Below are 16,005 nucleotides of genomic sequence, written 5' to 3'. Positions count from 1 at the left end.
TCATCGACACACTATTGAGTTCTCAAAGAACACACGCACACACATTCACTCCGAACATTTTCGGAACTTCAGTGAGGCAACTTTTCCAGCTTAGCTCAGTGGTGAACCCAGTTGCAAACCGGGGTCGCGATCGAGCCATGTGAGCGTCAGGCGCTCCTCGTCCTACCTCGTTTCCCTGGCCTCCGGCTCAGCGTTTCCGCTCAGCTCCTGGGCCCCGGGTCGGTGTCCGTGTCGCTCTGACTTGGAATAAGTTACGTGTCTGCCTGCACGATGTCAAATCCCCTGGTCATCACGCGTTTTCGGCGAAACGATCGATAACTCGCGCCCACCGGGATGGGCGCGAGCGCTCAATCCGCGGCGCCGACGCGCGTGACATCGCCGCCCAGCTCCTGCAGCTGCTCGACGAAATTCGGATACCCGCGATCGATATGGAAGACGTCGTGCACTTCGGTGGTCCCGTCGGCGACCAAGCCCGCGAGGACCAGACCCGCGCCGGCCCGGATGTCCGAGGACCACACCGGAGCGCTCGACAGCCGAGGAATCCCGCGCACCACCGCGTGGTGCCCATCGGTGCGCGCGTCGGCGCCGAGCCGGATCATCTCTTCCACGAACCGGAAGCGCGCCTCGAAGATGTTCTCGGTGATCATCGAGGTTCCGTCCGCGATGGACGCCAGCCCGATGGCCATCGGCTGCAAGTCGGTCGGGAAACCGGGGAACGGCAGGGTCGAGAAGTTCACCGCGCGCGGGCGCTCGGCCTGGACCACCCGGAAGCCGTCCTGCTCGAACGAGATGCGCGCTCCCGCGGACCGCAGCTTGTCGAGCACCAGCGACAGATGCTTGGGGTTCACGCCCGTGACGCGAATGTCGCCGAGGGTCATCGCGGCGGCGATACCCCACGTCGCGGCCACGATGCGGTCACCGATGACGCGGTGGGTGGTCGGCGCGAGACGCTCGACGCCCTGGATGGTGAGCACCGAGGTGCCCGCGCCGCTGATCCGCGCGCCCATCCGGACGAGCATGTTGCACAGGTCGACGATGTCCGGTTCACGCGCGGCGTTGTCGATCACCGTCTCGCCCTCGGCCAGTACCGCCGCCATGAGGATGTTCTCCGTCGCGCCGACCGAGGGGAAGTCGAGCCGGATCCGGGCGCCTTGCAGCTCGTCGGCCTTGGCCACCACGCAACCGTGCTCGATCTCGCTGGTCGCGCCGAGCAGGCGCAGGCCGGCCTGATGCATGTCCAGCGGGCGGGAGCCGATGGCGTCACCGCCGGGCAGTGCGACGACGGCGCGCTTGCACCGCGCCATCAGCGGACCCAGCACGCACACCGACGCGCGGAACTGCGTCACCGCGGGGAAGTCCGCGTGGTACTTCGGTTCGGCGGGCGTGGTGATGGACACCGTCCCGCCGTCGATGGCCACATCGCAGCCGAGGCCGCGCAGCACATCGCCCATCAGCGGCACGTCGAGGATGTCCGGGCAGTTCGTGATCGTGGTGGTGCCCTCGGCGAGCAGCGCAGCGGCCATCAGTTTGAGGACGCTGTTCTTGGCGCCCCCCACCGTGACCTCACCGACGAGTCGATTTCCGCCGGTAACCAAAAACCGTTCCATGCCGCCTCTCCGCGTATTCGGCGCACTGTTGGTGCAAGGATAGTTGGGGCGGCGCACTACGGTGCCGCCTCTCCACGACTCCCCTCGCCTCCGGACGTTTTCGCCGTTGGAGCGAGTGCCGCGAGATGGGCGCGTTCTGTGGTCGACGGGGTGGTCCCGACGCCTTGCCGGCAATACCCCGTGATCGCCCGGGTACTCGCCCGCGGTCCTACGCGATCAGGCGCTCGGCGGTTCCCCGCCGGGCTTCCACAGGATATCGCCGCCAGGATTGGCCACCCGGCTCAGGATGAACAGCAGGTCCGAGAGGCGATTGAGGTACTTGGCCGGCAGGACCTCGGTGTCCTCCGGATGCGCCTCGATCGCCGCCCACGCCGAGCGCTCCGCTCGGCGCGCGACCGTCCGGGCGGTGTGCAACAGGGCGGCCAGCGGGGTACCGCCGGGGAGGATGAACGAATCGAGCGCGGGCAACGCGGTGTTGAACTCGTCGCACCATGCTTCGAGCCGATCGATGTAGGGCTGAGTGACCCGCAGCGGCGGATACTTCGGCTCCGCCACGACGGGTGTGGAGAGATCTGCGCCTGCGTCGAACAAATCGTTCTGTATCTGCCGCAGTACCGCGAGCATCGTCGCATCGGGCCCACCGAGGGCGATCGCCACACCGATGGCGGCGTTCGTCTCATCGCAGTCGGCGTAGGCCACCAAGCGCGGGTCGGTCTTCGCGACCCGGGAGAAGTCGCTCAATCCCGTGGTCCCGTCATCGCCGGTCCGGGTGTAGATCCGGGTCAAATGCACGCTCACAGCACAACCCTAGCGGGCGCGGCCGAACCGGGTCCGCCGAGAGCCGTGGGCTACAGACCCGGCATCCGCCGTGTGCGGTCGGACGGGCGGGATTCCACCCAGGACAGGAAGGCGGTCAGGGAATCGCGATCCAAGGCGAGTTCGAAGTCGCCCGAGCGGTCCGACACCGCGATCACGGCGATGTCGTCGGTCATGATGTCGTACTCGTCGCCGCGCGGACCCCGGCGATCACCGATCTCGATGCCCTGCCGCCGAATGGCGGAGTCCGGGCCGAGTTTGAGGCTGGTGAGTTTGAAGAAGACCAGGCGGTCCTCGTCGTAGCGGATCAATCCGTGGCGCCATCCCTGACCGCCGCGAGCGGGCAGGACACGCAGGATCGCGGCGGTTCCGCCGCGCCGCAACATGATGAGGCGGTAAGTCGAGGCAAGCGCGAGGAACACGAGCGTCAGCACCAGAATGATCAGGAGAACCATCCCGGTTTGCAATGCTGTTCGTCCCTTCGCTACGCCGCCGTGTGGTCCACACGGCATTCGATTGGCGGGTGTTCGCAGGCCTTCGTGGTGACGAGGACTGCCGCTCGGCGAGCCTGATGTTCACACCGCGTGCGGTCATTCAACCACGGCACCGAGTTTACAAATGGCCCGGCCGTGTCCGACTCGCCCGAAAGACGCTGTCGGCGGTGAAGAGACTCTTCACCGCCGACAGCAGTCGTGCTCGAAATCAGGTTGTAACTACGCGTTCGCCGTCTGTTCGACCGCGCGCACGCGGGCCTGAGCCGCCTTCTGCTGCTCTTCGCTGGCGTCGGAGTCGGCCAGCACCCGGCGGGCCTCCTCGACGTCCACCTCGTCGGCGAATTCCGCCGACTCGGCCAGCACCCGAACCGAGTTCGCGGTCACCGAGAAGAAGCCGCCGTGCACCGCGGCGACGACCCGCTGACCGTCGGTGTCCACGATCGTCACGATGCCGCCCTCGACCAGCTGGCCGAGCAACGGTTCGTGGCCGGCCATGATGCCGATCTGGCCCTCGGTGGTCTGCGCGCTGACGAACGACGCCTGGCCGGACCAGAGCAATCGTTCGACCGCGACGAGATCGACTGACATTTCCGCCATCGGTGACTACTTTCCGAGGATCTTCTTGGCGGCCTTCTCGACGTCGTCGAGACCACCGCAGCTGTTGAAGGCCTGCTCGGGGTAGCTGTCGAACTCACCCTTGCAGACGCGATCGAAGTCGTCGATGGTCTGCTCCAGCGGCACGACCGAACCCGGCTGACCGGTGAACTTCTCGGCCACGATGAAGTTCTGGCCGAGGAACTTCTCCAGACGGCGGGCGCGGCCGACGAGGACCTTGTCCTCCTCGGACAGCTCGTCCATACCGAGGATGGCGATGATGTCCTGCAGTTCCTTGTACTTCTGCAGGATCCGCTTCACCTCGTTGGCAACCCGGAAGTGCCGGTCGCCGACGATCGAGGCCTCCAGGATGCGGGAGGTCGAGGTCAGCGGGTCGACGGCCGGGTAGATGCCCTTCTGCGAGATCGGGCGGGAAAGCTCGGTCGTCGCGTCGAGGTGGGCGAAGGTGGTCGCCGGAGCCGGGTCGGTGTAGTCGTCGGCGGGCACGTAGATGGCCTGCAGCGAGGTGATGGACCGGCCACGGGTCGAGGTGATGCGCTCCTGCAGCTCACCCATCTCGTCGGCCAGCGTGGGCTGGTAACCGACGGCGGAGGGCATGCGGCCGAGCAGGGTCGACACCTCGGAACCGGCCTGGGTGAACCGGAAGATGTTGTCGATGAACAGCAGCACGTCCTGGTGCTGCACGTCGCGGAAGTACTCGGCCATGGTCAGCGCCGAGAGGGCGACGCGCATACGGGTGCCCGGCGGCTCGTCCATCTGGCCGAAGACGAGGGCGGTGTCCTGGAGGACGCCCATCTCCTCCATCTCCAGGTGCAGGTCGGTGCCCTCACGGGTGCGCTCGCCGACACCGGCGAACACGGAGGTGCCGGAGAACTCCCGCGCGATACGGGTGATCATCTCCTGGATCAGAACGGTCTTGCCGACACCGGCGCCACCGAACAGACCGATCTTGCCACCCTTCACGTACGGGGTGAGCAGGTCGATGACCTTGATGCCCGTTTCGAGCAGCTCGGTCTTGCCCTCGAGCTGGTCGAACGACGGCGGCTTGCGGTGGATGCCCCACTGCTCGCCGTCGCGGCCGAGGCCGGGGGTGTCCAGGCAGTCGCCCAGCGCGTTGAAGACGTGGCCCTTGACCACGTCGCCGACGGGCACCGAGATCGGCTTGCCGGTGTCGGTGACGGTGGCGCCGCGGACCAGGCCGTCGGTCGGCTGCATCGAGATGGTGCGCACGATGCTGTCGCCGAGGTGCTGGGCGACCTCGAGGGTCAGGGTCTTGGCCACCGAGGTCAGGGTGATCTCGGCGTGCAGAGCGTTGAACAGCTCGGGAATGGCTCCGCGCGGGAACTCGACGTCCACGACGGGGCCGATGACCCGGACGACGCGGCCTGCGGCGCCGCCGGTCCGGCTCGTGTTGTCTTGGGTGACAGCTGCGGTCATTGGTGTTGGTTCTCTCCGTGTCGATGTGCGGCCTTCGGGGGCCTTACTACGTGCCCGTCGCTCAGGCCGCGTGTGGCGCTCAGTCGCGGTCCGAGCTCGACGCCAGCGCGTTCACGCCGCCGACGATTTCGCTGATTTCCTGCGTGATCTGGGCCTGACGCACCGAGTTGGCCTCGCGTTGGAGCACGCTCGCGAGTTCGTTGGCGTTGTCGGTGGCGGCCTTCATTGCGGTGCGCCGAGCCGCTGACTCGGATGCCGCTGCCTCGAGCAACGACGCGTAGATACGCGTGTTGACGTACTTCGGCAGCAGCGCCGCCAGCAGCACATCGGCGTCGGGCTCGAATTCGTACTGCGCGTGGACGTCCGCCGTCGGCGAATCCGACACGATGTCCTCACCCAGGTCGAAGTTCTCGTCGACGTAGCTCACCTGGATCGGCGCCAGTCGGCGCACCTCAGGGCTCTGCGTCAGCATCGAAACGAAGCGGGTGTACACGACGTGCAGCTCATCGACGCCTGCGATGTCACCCGTCCCGTTCGGAGCGGGCACCGCTCCGTCGGAGCCGGCCATGAAGGCGTCGACCAGGTGGTGGCAGGCGGACGAAGCATCGGAATACTTCGGCTGCTGCGAGAACCCGGTCCACGCCGACACGTACGAGCGGTTGCGGAAGGCGTAGTAGGTCAGGCCCTTGTTGCCCATCACGTAGAGCACCGGCTCTTTGCCCTCGTCACGCAGGGTGCTCATCAGCTCTTCGGCGCGCTTGAGCACGTTCGAGTTGTAGCCACCGCACATGCCGCTGTCACTGGTGATCACCAGCACGGCCGCCCGGCGCGGGTTGGCGCGCTCGGTCAGCAGCGGATGCGAGAGGTTCTTCGACGCGCTCGCCAGCTCGCTGAGGACCTTGGTGATCTCCTCCGCGTACGGCTTCGCGGCCGCGACCCTGGCCTGAGCCTTGGAGATTCGCGAGGTCGCGATCAGCTCTTGGGCCTTGGTGATCTTCTTGATCGAATTCACACCACGAATGCGGGAGCGCAATTCACGCAAGCTTGCCATCAGCGGTTCACACTCCCTTCATTCGCTGCGTGGGATTGACGGCATACGCCGAGCACGAGGAGGTCGCGCACGCGTCCTCCTTCGTGCCCGTCGCGTATGCCGCGGATCGAATAGCGCATTTGCCGGCTCGCGTTACTTCTCGACGTGCTTGCGGGTCACCGACAGGGACTCGACCTCTTCGTGGTCGAGCTGGCCCGCCTCGGCCTCGTTCACCACGGGAGTGCCGTCGGAGGTGAGGAAGGTCCCCAGGAACTTCTTGGTGGCCGCCTCGACCTGCTCGGCCGCCTCGCCGTCGAGCACCTTGCCGCCTTCGATGGCCTTGAACGCGTCGGCGGCGCTGCGGTGCAGCTCCTCCAGCAGCTCGGCGTTGAAGCGGCGGATGTCACCGACCGGGATCGAGTCGTAGTGGCCGCGGTCGACCAGGTAGATCGAGATGATCTGGTCCTCGACCGGCACCGGCGAGTACTGGTCCTGCTTGAGCAGCTCGACCCAGCGGGCGCCGCGCTCGAGCTGCGCCAGCGAAGCCGCGTCGAGGTCGGAGGCGAACGCGGAGAACGCCTCCAGCTCGCGGTACTGCGCGAGTTCCAGACGCAGCGAGCCCGCCACCTTCTTCATGCCCTTGGTCTGGGCGGCACCACCGACGCGGGACACCGAGGTACCGACGTTGATCGCCGGGCGGACGCCCTTGTTGAACAGGTCGGACTCGAGGAACACCTGGCCGTCGGTGATCGAGATGACGTTGGTGGGGATGAACGCCGAGATGTCGTTGGCCTTGGTCTCGATGATCGGCAGACCGGTCATCGAGCCCGCGCCCAGCTCGTCGGACAGCTTCGCGCAACGCTCCAGCAGCCGGGAGTGCAGGTAGAAGACGTCACCCGGGTAGGCCTCGCGGCCCGGCGGGCGACGCAGCAGCAGCGAGATGGCGCGGTAGGCCTCGGCCTGCTTGGTCAGGTCATCGAACACGATGAGCACGTGCTTGCCCTGGTACATCCAGTGCTGGCCGATGGCCGAACCGGTGTAGGGGGCCAGCCACTTGAAGCCGGCGGAGTCGGAGGCCGGGGCGGCGACGATGGTGGTGTACTCCAGCGCGCCGTGCTGCTCCAGCGCGGCCTTCACGCCCGCGATGGTGGAGCCCTTCTGGCCGATGGCGACGTAGATGCAGCGCACCTGCTTGGTCGGGTCGCCGGTCTCCCAGTTGGCCTTCTGGTTCAGGATCGCGTCGATGCAGACCGCGGTCTTGCCGGTCTTGCGGTCGCCGATGATCAGCTGACGCTGGCCGCGGCCGATGGCGGTCAGCGCGTCGATCGCGGTGATGCCGGTGGCCAGCGGCTCCTCGACCGGCTGGCGCTCCAGCACGGTCGCGGCCTGCAGCTCGAGCACGCGCTGTTCCTCGGACTCGATCTCGCCGAGGCCGTCGATCGGCTGGCCCAGCGGGTTCACCACGCGGCCGAGGAACTTGTCGCCGACCGGGACCGAGAGCACGTCACCGGTCCGGCGGACCTCCTGGCCCTCCTCGATCTCGGCGAACTCGCCGAGGATGACCGCACCGATCTCACGGTCCTCGAGGTTCAGTGCGACGCCGAGCACGCCGCCCGGGAACTCGAGCAGCTCGTTGGCCATTGCCGAGGGCAGGCCGCTGACGTGCGCGATGCCGTCGCTGGTGTCGGTGACCACACCGACTTCTTCGATGGAGGTCTCGGGGGTGTAGCTCTGGGTGTAGCTCTCGATCGCGCTACGGATCTCGTCGGAGGAGATCGTCAGCTCCGCCATGTTCTTCCTGCTCTCGCTGTCTGGGTCTGGAATGTCGGGGGTGGTGGAAGCGCGCTAGGTCAGGGCCCTGCGCATCTTCTCCAGTCGGCCGATGGCGCTGCCGTCGATCACGTCGTCACCGACGCGCACCACGACTCCGCTCAGCAAACTCGGGTCGACCTGGATGTGCACCGTGGTCGCCTTGCCGTAGATGCGCCGCAGCGAGGCGGCCAGCCGGTCGCGCTGCTGCTCGCTGAGCCCGATCGCGGCGCGCACGTGCGCGACGATCTGATCGCGGCGCCCCGCCGCGAGGTCGGACAGCTCGTCGAAGGCGGCGCTGATGCCCGACCGCTGCCTGGTCACCACCTGCTCCGCCAGGGTCAGGGTGATGGGCTCCGTCTTGCCGGCGAGCAGCCGTTGGATCAGCTCGCCCTTGGCCGAAGCCTGCTGCGACCGATCCGACAGCGCTTGGTCCAACTCGGGGTTGTCGCTGATGATCCGGCCGAGCCGGAACAGCTCGTCCTCGACCGCTTCGATCCGGCCACGCTGGGCCGCCGACTCCAGCAACGCCTCCTGGCCGAGCAGCACCAAGGTGTCCACCAGATCAGAAGTGCGCGACCAGTTCTCGGCCACCGCGGTGGTCAGCACTGCCAGCGTGGCAGCGCTGACCTTGCCGCCGAAGACCCGCTCGCAGAGTTCCGCACGCGCGGAACCCGGCACCGACACGTCCGCGAGCGCCACACGCAGCGAACGCTGGTCGTCCAGCACGGCGACAACGGCGAACAGTTCCGACCCCGTCGTGGCCGCAGCACTGTCGCTTCCGGTCAGAGCGGCCCGAAGCGCCTCCCGAGACCGGGCACTGGCCTCGCGGCTCGCTGCGTACATGCTTCTCACTTTCGCGTCGTTACCTTCCGACCCCGATGCCTGCGTCCGTCTGGTCGAGCTCGTCGAGGAAACGGTCGATCGAGGCCGCTTGCTTGGCCTCGTCCGAAACCGACTGCCCGATGATCTTCTCGGCCAGGTCGACGGCCGTGCGGCCGACTTCGTGGCGCAGTTCGGTCAGGATCTGCTGGCGCTGGGCTTCCAGCTGGGTGTGGCCCGCCGCGATGATGCGGTCGGCCTCGGCCTGGGCCTCCGAGCGCATCTGGGCCAGGATCTCCTGGCCCTGGGTCCGCGCGTCCTCACGGATGCGCGCGGCCTCGAGCCGGGCGTCGGCCAGCTGCTGCTGGTACTGCTGCAGGGTGAGCTGAGCTTCTTCCTGCGCGGCTTCCGCGCGAGCGATGCCGCCTTCGATCTTCTCGGAGCGCTCGTCGAGCGTCTTCATCAGGCGCGGGATCACGTACTTGTAGAACAAGAACCCGATGATGATGACGCAGACGATCGACCAGACGATGTCGTACGTTTCGGGGACGAGAGGATTCACATCCTCTCCCTCCGCCGCCGCGAGCAAAACTGACTCGTACATCGGAATCAGAAAATGAAGCCGGCGACGAGACCGATGAGGGCCAGGGCCTCGGTGAACGCGATACCGAGGAACATGTTGGTACGGATGGTGCCCTGCAGCTCAGGCTGACGCGCGATGCCCTCGATCGCCTTACCGACGACGATGCCCACGCCGATGCCGGGGCCGATCGCGGCGAGACCGTAGCCGACGGCGCCCAGGCCCTTGAAGGTGCTCTCGTTCGTGGCGGCTTCCTGGGCCAGGTAAGCGAGGCTCATGAGTCTTCCATTCCCTTTCTGTTGCTCACCCGCCGGTCGGCGTGGTGTAGCAGGTTTCCGGTAGTTGGGTCGGTCAGGTCAGTGATCGGCCGCGTGCTGTGCGAGTCCGATGTATACGGCGGTCAGCAGCGCAAACACGTAGGCCTGCAGGAAGATGACCAACAGCTCGAAGAGTGTGAATCCGAGTCCCGCGAGCAGCGAGAACGGCGAGAACACCTTCATCCACGAGGTGGCGTCGAACAGGAAGAACCAGGTCGCGCTGAAGAACAGGACCAGCATGATGTGGCCTGCCAGCATGTTCGCCATGAGTCGGACGGTCAGCGTGAACGGACGCAGGATGAAGGTCGAGACGAACTCGATCGGAATCAGCAGCACGTGCAGCGCGGCGGGAACGTTCGGAACGACGATGCTGCTGCGCATGTAGTTGAGGAATCCGTACTTCTTGATACCGACGTAGTTGAACGTCAGGTACGCGATGACGGCCAGCACCAGCGGCATGCCGATTCGGGCGTTCGACGAGATGTTCAACCCCGGCACGACACCCGAGAAGTTCAGAAAGAGGACCGTGAAGAAGATCGTCGCGATCAGGGGCAAGAACTTCCGTCCCGACTCCTTGCCGAGGACCTCGTCACAGATCTGCTCCTTGACGAAGACCAGGCCGATTTCGGCCACATTCTGCAGGCCGCGCGGAACGATCCGGGGCGAGCGGAATGCCAGCACCATCACGACAGCGAGAACGGCCGTCATCAGAATGCGGATCAGCATCAATCGATCGAGTTCGAACGGCGTTCCCTCGAACAGCACAGCTGGAGGGAAGAAGTCGGTAAGCGACGGCGCATGGAACTCGGCCGCCAGAGTGGTGACGCTCAGCGTTCTCTCCCGTGTTCGGGCCGCGGGTACGGTCATTCCCGCGGTTCGATCGGACATTGACGATCAATTTGGGTCGACTCAGGTCGGCTCGAAGTTCGTCAGCAGCTGGGCGGTGGTTTGATTTCCACCAGGCGTCTGTACGTGTGTCGGCGACATTCGTCGACATGCAGAACCGGAACACCCCTCGGAGCCCGGCACGGCAGTAAGCATAGCGGCCCATGCAGGGGATCTCGGCGGTGACCCCTCACAGATCCCCGACTTGGTCGCTTGCTTACCAACACTTTACCAAGTCATCTACGACAGCGTGTAGGGGGTGGGGTGTTTTCGTTACTCCCGGGTACCGGACGCGGTGTCCGGGTCGGTCGTCGTCACGTACGGAACCTTCTGCCGGACAACGCCGTACGTCTCCGCGCCGAGCACGATGACCAGCGCTCCGACCACCGTGAGGAACAGCACGACGCGATCGTAGAAGTGGAACCGCTGGAGGATCGCGACGACGATCAGCGCCACCAGGACCTTGCCCGCCCAACTGACCAGCATGATCAGGCCCGCGGTGCTCGGCGGCAGCTTCGCGCCGAACAGCACGACGGCCGCGGTGGTGAGGATGAAGCCGCCACCGATCGCGGCGCCGAGCACGGCGCCCCACACTCCGGAGCCACCCGCGACGGCGGCGCCCAGCGCGACGGCCAGGACGACCAGCACGCCCAGGCCGATCAGTCCGTACCGCAGCGCGGACCGCAGCGGCGCGTCGGGGCCGGGCACGGGTCGGGGTGTGAAGCTCACAGCCGCCGACTTTACCCGGACGCCGATCCGTCACCCGCCGGGTCCCCACGCCGCAGCCCCGGAATGGCGGTGATCACCAAGGCGAAAACCAGCCCGCCCGCCATCAACAACACGACGAGTGTGCGGTCCATCAGCGAGGTGCCGACCGCGCCGAAGGCGAGCACGCCGACCCACAAATAGATCAACAGCACCACGCGGCGGTGCGAATGGCCGATCTGCAGCAAGCGATGATGCAAGTGCATTTTGTCCGGCGTCGAGAAACTCACGCCCGCGCGAACCCGGCGCACAATGGCGAGCAACAGGTCGAGCACCGGAATGAACATCACCGCGCCGACCAGCAACAGCGGGGAAAGCAGACCGACGATGTCGCGCGGGCCGTACCCCTGCAACGGGATTCGCCCCGACGCGCCGGTCGACACCGCGGCCAGCATCAATCCGATCAGCATCGAGCCGGAGTCGCCCATGAATATGCGCGCGGGCTGGAAATTGTGCGGCAGGAATCCGAGGCATCCACCCGCGAGCGCGGCGGCCAGCAATGCCGGCGGGTAGGTGTCCACCGAGCCGCCCTGCTCGTTCATCAGTCCCAGGCAGAACACGAAGACAGCCAGCGCCGCGATCAGACCAAGACCGGCCGCGAGGCCGTCCAGGCCATCGACGAAATTCATGGCGTTGACCAGGGTGACGGTGACCGCCACCGTGACCAGCCCGCCCTGCAAGCCGTCCAGCACCACCGTGGTGTTGCTGAACGGGTTGTAGATGACGTACCAGCCCAATCCCATGACGGCCATCACACCCGCCGCCGTCACCTGGCCGGCGAACTTCGTCAGCGCGTCCAGTCCCCAGCGATCGTCGACGATGCCGACCAGCACGATGACCGTGGCGGCCACCAGCACGGCGATCGGGATGTCGGGTTTGTAGTCGAAGCCGCTGCGCAGCGCGGGCAGCTGGTGGGCGAACAGCACCGCGGCGACCACACCGATGTACATGCCGACCCCGCCCATCCGCGGAATCGGCTTGACGTGCACGTCCCGGTCCCTCGGCACGGCGACCGCGCCGAAGCCGATCGCCAGCACCCGCACCCCACCGGTGGCCAGGAACGTCACCACCGCGGAGATGAGCAGCACGACGAGCAGCTCCCGAAGCGGGACGACGGCACTCGAACCCATCATCCGCGCTGCTGTGCGGCGCCGCTGAGCGCTTCCGGCGACATGCCGAGCACCTCGGCGATGTCGGCGACCGGCACCGCGCCCACGCGCAGGATGCGCGGCTGATCGGCGGTCAGATCGACGATGGTGGAGGCCACGGCGTGCTCGGCAGGGCCGCCGTCGAGGTAGACGCCGACCAGGTCACCGAGCTGGTCACGGGCTTCGGGCGCGGTCTTCGCCGGGGGCTGCCCGGACACATTGGCACTCGACACCGCCAGCGGGCCGACCTCACGCAACAGCTCCAGCGCGACCGGGTGCAGCGGCATCCGCAGCATCACCGTCCCACGGGTGTCACCGAGATCCCAGGCGAGCGAAGGCGCTTGCTGCACAACGAGACTCAGGCCGCCGGGCCAGAACGCCCGGATCAGCTCGCGCGCCTGCGGGCGCACCGAGAAGACCAGGCCGTCGATGGTGTGCCAGGAACCGACGAGCACCGGCACGGGCATGTCCCTGCCGCGACGCTTGGCCGCCAGCAGCGAACTCACCGCGGTGGCATCGAACGCGTCGGCAGCCAGCCCGTACAGGGTGTCGGTGGGCAGCACGACCAACCGTCCGGATTTCAGGGCGCTGGTGGCTGCGGACAGTCCGGCGGCGCGCGAGTCGGGATCCGCGCAGTCGTAGACGGTACTCACGGCACCCATCCTGGCATGCTGGGCCGCCGGCCCGCCTCCCCGGGTCTTCAGGCCATACCAGCTGCGGGCGGGTAGTAGGTGCGCCGAAGGAGCACACCGGTTCCGGTGTGCTCGTGCGATAGACGCGCGAAGCGGGGATCAGGTGTGGGTGGCGGCGACGAAGCGAGGTTTGCCCGCCAGGTCCGGGTGTTCGACGACGTCGGTGAAGACGCCGGTGGCGGTGAGGAGGGCGGCCACGCCGGAGCCGTTGGTGTCGTCGTGCTCGATGGCGGTGGCGCCGCCGGGGCGCAGCAGCCTGGTGATGTTCGGGACCATCCCGCGGATGACCGACAGCCCGTCCGGGCCGCCGAACAGGGCGACGGACGGATCGTGCTCGGCCACCTCGGGGTCGAGGCGAGCGCCCTCCGGGATGTAGGGCGGGTTGGACAGCACGATGTCCACCCGGCCGTTCAGATCGGTGAGCAGTTCGGGATCGGTGGCGTCGTCGGCGTAGAGGGTGATGGGGGTATCGCCCGCGGCGATGCGGTCGTCGGCGTTGCGCCGCGCCCAGACCAGTGCGGCGGGATCGAGTTCGACGGCGTGCACCTCGGCGTCGGGGCGAGCGTGCGCGACAGCCAGCGCGAGCGCTCCGGATCCGGTGCACAGATCGATGACGATCGGCGCGTGATCGTGCGGCAGCGCTTCCAATTGCGCCAGCGCCCACGCGTACAGCAGCTCGGTCTCCGGGCGCGGCACGAAGACGCCGGGGCCGACCGCGAGGTCGAGCGCGCCCATGACGGCCGTCCCGGTCAAGTGCTGCAACGGGATTCGCTCCGCACGACGAGCGACCAGCTCGCGGAACGCGTCCAGCTCGTCCGGCGCCACCAGGGGGCTCAGCGCCAGCCGGGTTCGCTCCACACCGAGAACGTGCGCGGCCAAGTGCTCGGCGTCGGCGCGGGGGCTGTGTACCCCCGCGGTCCGTAACGTCTCGATGGCGTCGTTGAGGACGGGGCGCAGCGCGACTCGGGTGGTAGACATGGCACCGACTCTGCCCGAACGACGGCTATTCCGCGGCCATACGTGCTTCGCGATCCGCTTTCCCGAGAGCGTCCAGCAGCGCGTCGAGATCCCCGTCGAGCACGGCGTCGAGGTTGTGCGCCTTGAAACCGATCCGATGGTCGGTGATCCGGTTCTCCGGGAAGTTGTAGGTGCGGATCCGCTCGGAGCGGTCCACCGTGCGGATCTGGCTGGCGCGGCCCGCCGCCGCCTCCTGATCCGCTTGTTCTTCCGCCAGCGCCTGCAACCGCGCCGCGAGCACCTGCATGGCACGCGCCTTGTTCTGCAACTGGGAGCGCTCGTTCTGGCAGGTGACGACGATGCCGGAGGGCAGATGGGTGATGCGCACCGCGGAGTCGGTGGTGTTGACGCCCTGACCGCCCTTCCCGGAGGAGCGGTAGACGTCGATGCGCAGATCCGACTCGTCGATCTGCACCTCTTCGATCTCGTCGGGCTCCGGATAGATCAGCACGCCCGCGGCCGACGTGTGGATGCGGCCCTGCGATTCGGTCACCGGGACGCGCTGCACCCGGTGCACCCCGCCCTCGAACTTGAAGCGCGACCAGACACCCTCGCGCGTCGCGTCACGGCTCTTGATCGACAGCGTCGCCTCTTTGTAACCGCCCAGGTCGGACAGGGTGACGTCGAGGATCTCGACCTTCCAGCCGTGGCGCTCGGCATACCGCACGTACATGCGGGCCAGGTCGGAGGCGAACAGCGCGGACTCCTCGCCGCCTTCCCCGGACTTCACCTCGAGCACGACGTCGTCGCCGTCGTGCGGGTCGCGGGGGGCCAGCAGGTCGGCGAGCGCCTGTTCCAGTTCCTCGACCTGTTGTTCCAGCTCCGGGACCTCCGCGGCGAACGCGGAGTCGTCGGCGGCGAGTTCCCGGGCGGCGGACAGATCGTCGCGCGCCGTCTCGAGCTTGCGATAGGTGGCCATGACCGGAGCCAGCTCGGCGAACCGCTTGCCGACCCGGCGCGCGGCGCCCGCATCGTTGTGCAGCGACGGATCGGCCAGCTGCGTCTCCAGGCCCGCGTACTCGGCCAGGATGTCGTCGATGGCGGACGGTTGCGTCACAGTGCTTCCTTCTCCTGATGCCGGTCCATACAAAACACCGACGCCCGGCCTGCGCAGCAGGACCGGGCGTCGGCGAGGAAGCTACTTGGCGTCGGCCTTCTTGCCGGCACGCTTGCCGTAGCGGGCCTCGAAGCGGGCCACGCGGCCACCGGTGTCGAGGATCTTCTGCTTGCCGGTGTAGAACGGGTGGCACTGCGAGCAGACCTCGACGGTGATGTGTCCCGACTCCTTGGTGCTGCGAGTCTGGAAGGTGTTGCCGCAACCACAGACGACCGTGGTGTCGACATACGTCGGGTGAATTCCTGCCTTCATGGATGTCCTCTCGATTGTGGTCGCCGGGTCGCCCGCGCGCGCAAGCGCTGAGCGTGAACCGGAACCGACTAGGCGGGAGCTCTGCTCACCTGAGCAGACGCAACGACGGTCCAGTATGCCAGAACTGCCGTTACGCTCCCAAAACGCCCCCGGCGGGTGGTTTGTTCCCGCCCAGGTAATCCCCTACCGTTCCCGCCCCTGGAAGTCCGGGCACGCGAATCGGCGCCGCCTCCGGGACCCTGAAGTCGGGTAGTCCGCTACTCAGGAACGTGAACAAATTCGTTCATAGAGTTGCATACCTGGTGCACATCGGCGTGCCGAGACAGGAAGGAGACCTCGTGAACATCCGAATCGCGTCCGCGATCCTCGTTCTGCTGACTCTCGCGGTCGCCGTCGGTTTGTTCGCCCTCCCGGCAGGCACGCCCTATCCGGCTCCGGAGAACGCCGTGTACATCGGGGCTTCCGGGTCCGCCGGGCCGAACTCCGGGGTGGGGACGTGTGCGCTCGTCATGAGCTTCCTGATCTGCGGCGCCGCCACGATCGGTGTGGCCTTCTTCGGCCCCGGAGCGCCGAAAGGGTCCCGCATCAGCGGGACCCTTTCG

General features: G+C 67.1%; 18 protein-coding genes. All 18 read right to left on the bottom strand.

Going from position 1 to position 16,005, the window contains the following annotated elements:
• Nucleotides 1-347: 347 nt before the first annotated feature.
• Nucleotides 348-1,607, bottom strand: a complete 1,260-nt coding sequence (murA, locus tag ABZ803_RS32350; RefSeq protein WP_040865172.1) for a UDP-N-acetylglucosamine 1-carboxyvinyltransferase — start codon at nucleotides 1,605-1,607, stop codon at nucleotides 348-350.
• 216 nt (nucleotides 1,608-1,823) lie between these two features.
• Complete coding sequence (locus ABZ803_RS32345) at nucleotides 1,824-2,405, bottom strand: cob(I)yrinic acid a,c-diamide adenosyltransferase (RefSeq protein WP_357045165.1); 582 nt, start codon at nucleotides 2,403-2,405, stop codon at nucleotides 1,824-1,826.
• 50 nt (nucleotides 2,406-2,455) lie between these two features.
• On the bottom strand, nucleotides 2,456-2,878 hold the full coding sequence (locus tag ABZ803_RS32340) for a DUF2550 domain-containing protein (protein WP_084466922.1): 423 nt from the start codon (nucleotides 2,876-2,878) through the stop codon (nucleotides 2,456-2,458).
• Between the two features lie 258 nt (nucleotides 2,879-3,136).
• Nucleotides 3,137-3,514 carry a F0F1 ATP synthase subunit epsilon gene (locus ABZ803_RS32335; RefSeq protein WP_040865169.1) on the bottom strand — a complete coding sequence of 126 codons (378 nt, stop codon included), beginning with the start codon at nucleotides 3,512-3,514 and terminating at the stop codon, nucleotides 3,137-3,139.
• A gap of 6 nt (nucleotides 3,515-3,520) precedes the next feature.
• Complete coding sequence (gene atpD / locus ABZ803_RS32330) at nucleotides 3,521-4,969, bottom strand: F0F1 ATP synthase subunit beta (protein ID WP_040865168.1); 1,449 nt, start codon at nucleotides 4,967-4,969, stop codon at nucleotides 3,521-3,523.
• Nucleotides 4,970-5,048: 79 nt separating this feature from the next.
• Nucleotides 5,049-6,020, bottom strand: a complete 972-nt coding sequence (locus ABZ803_RS32325; RefSeq protein WP_357045162.1) for a F0F1 ATP synthase subunit gamma — start codon at nucleotides 6,018-6,020, stop codon at nucleotides 5,049-5,051.
• A gap of 132 nt (nucleotides 6,021-6,152) precedes the next feature.
• Nucleotides 6,153-7,790 (bottom strand): F0F1 ATP synthase subunit alpha, encoded by a 1,638-nt coding sequence (atpA, locus tag ABZ803_RS32320; protein WP_063051797.1) that lies wholly within the window; start codon nucleotides 7,788-7,790, stop codon nucleotides 6,153-6,155.
• A gap of 54 nt (nucleotides 7,791-7,844) precedes the next feature.
• Nucleotides 7,845-8,654, bottom strand: a complete 810-nt coding sequence (locus ABZ803_RS32315) for a F0F1 ATP synthase subunit delta (RefSeq protein ID WP_062976357.1) — start codon at nucleotides 8,652-8,654, stop codon at nucleotides 7,845-7,847.
• A 19-nt stretch (nucleotides 8,655-8,673) separates the two neighbouring features.
• A complete protein-coding gene (locus ABZ803_RS32310; protein ID WP_357045160.1) occupies nucleotides 8,674-9,234 on the bottom strand; it encodes a F0F1 ATP synthase subunit B in 561 nt (186 codons plus the stop codon).
• A 5-nt stretch (nucleotides 9,235-9,239) separates the two neighbouring features.
• Nucleotides 9,240-9,488, bottom strand: a complete 249-nt coding sequence (locus ABZ803_RS32305) for an ATP synthase F0 subunit C (RefSeq protein WP_039796339.1) — start codon at nucleotides 9,486-9,488, stop codon at nucleotides 9,240-9,242.
• A gap of 78 nt (nucleotides 9,489-9,566) precedes the next feature.
• The gene (atpB, locus tag ABZ803_RS32300) at nucleotides 9,567-10,415 is read right to left on the bottom strand and encodes a F0F1 ATP synthase subunit A (protein ID WP_357045158.1); all 849 of its coding nucleotides are present in this window, start codon (nucleotides 10,413-10,415) and stop codon (nucleotides 9,567-9,569) included.
• 270 nt (nucleotides 10,416-10,685) lie between these two features.
• Nucleotides 10,686-11,141 (bottom strand): hypothetical protein, encoded by a 456-nt coding sequence (locus ABZ803_RS32295; protein ID WP_040865163.1) that lies wholly within the window; start codon nucleotides 11,139-11,141, stop codon nucleotides 10,686-10,688.
• An 11-nt stretch (nucleotides 11,142-11,152) separates the two neighbouring features.
• A complete protein-coding gene (locus ABZ803_RS32290; RefSeq protein ID WP_040865162.1) occupies nucleotides 11,153-12,310 on the bottom strand; it encodes an MraY family glycosyltransferase in 1,158 nt (385 codons plus the stop codon).
• Nucleotides 12,307-12,978, bottom strand: a complete 672-nt coding sequence (locus ABZ803_RS32285; RefSeq protein WP_040865177.1) for an L-threonylcarbamoyladenylate synthase — start codon at nucleotides 12,976-12,978, stop codon at nucleotides 12,307-12,309. Before ABZ803_RS32285 ends, ABZ803_RS32290 begins: the two co-directional genes overlap by 4 nt.
• 138 nt (nucleotides 12,979-13,116) lie before the next feature.
• Nucleotides 13,117-13,995 (bottom strand): peptide chain release factor N(5)-glutamine methyltransferase, encoded by an 879-nt coding sequence (gene prmC / locus ABZ803_RS32280; RefSeq protein ID WP_357045155.1) that lies wholly within the window; start codon nucleotides 13,993-13,995, stop codon nucleotides 13,117-13,119.
• Nucleotides 13,996-14,020: 25 nt separating this feature from the next.
• Nucleotides 14,021-15,091 carry a peptide chain release factor 1 gene (gene prfA, locus ABZ803_RS32275; RefSeq protein WP_040865160.1) on the bottom strand — a complete coding sequence of 357 codons (1,071 nt, stop codon included), beginning with the start codon at nucleotides 15,089-15,091 and terminating at the stop codon, nucleotides 14,021-14,023.
• An 81-nt stretch (nucleotides 15,092-15,172) separates the two neighbouring features.
• Nucleotides 15,173-15,403 (bottom strand): 50S ribosomal protein L31, encoded by a 231-nt coding sequence (gene rpmE / locus ABZ803_RS32270; protein WP_039796334.1) that lies wholly within the window; start codon nucleotides 15,401-15,403, stop codon nucleotides 15,173-15,175.
• Between the two features lie 424 nt (nucleotides 15,404-15,827).
• Nucleotides 15,828-15,989: a hypothetical protein gene (locus tag ABZ803_RS32265; protein WP_357045153.1), complete on the bottom strand. Its 162-nt coding sequence runs from the start codon at nucleotides 15,987-15,989 to the stop codon at nucleotides 15,828-15,830.
• Between the last annotated feature and the right edge of the window lie 16 nt (nucleotides 15,990-16,005).

It is taken from the genome of Nocardia sp. NPDC047648, from assembly GCF_040642815.1.
Taxonomy (GTDB): Bacteria; Actinomycetota; Actinomycetes; order Mycobacteriales; family Mycobacteriaceae; genus Nocardia; species Nocardia gamkensis.
This window is presented reverse-complemented; position numbering and strand designations above follow the sequence as displayed.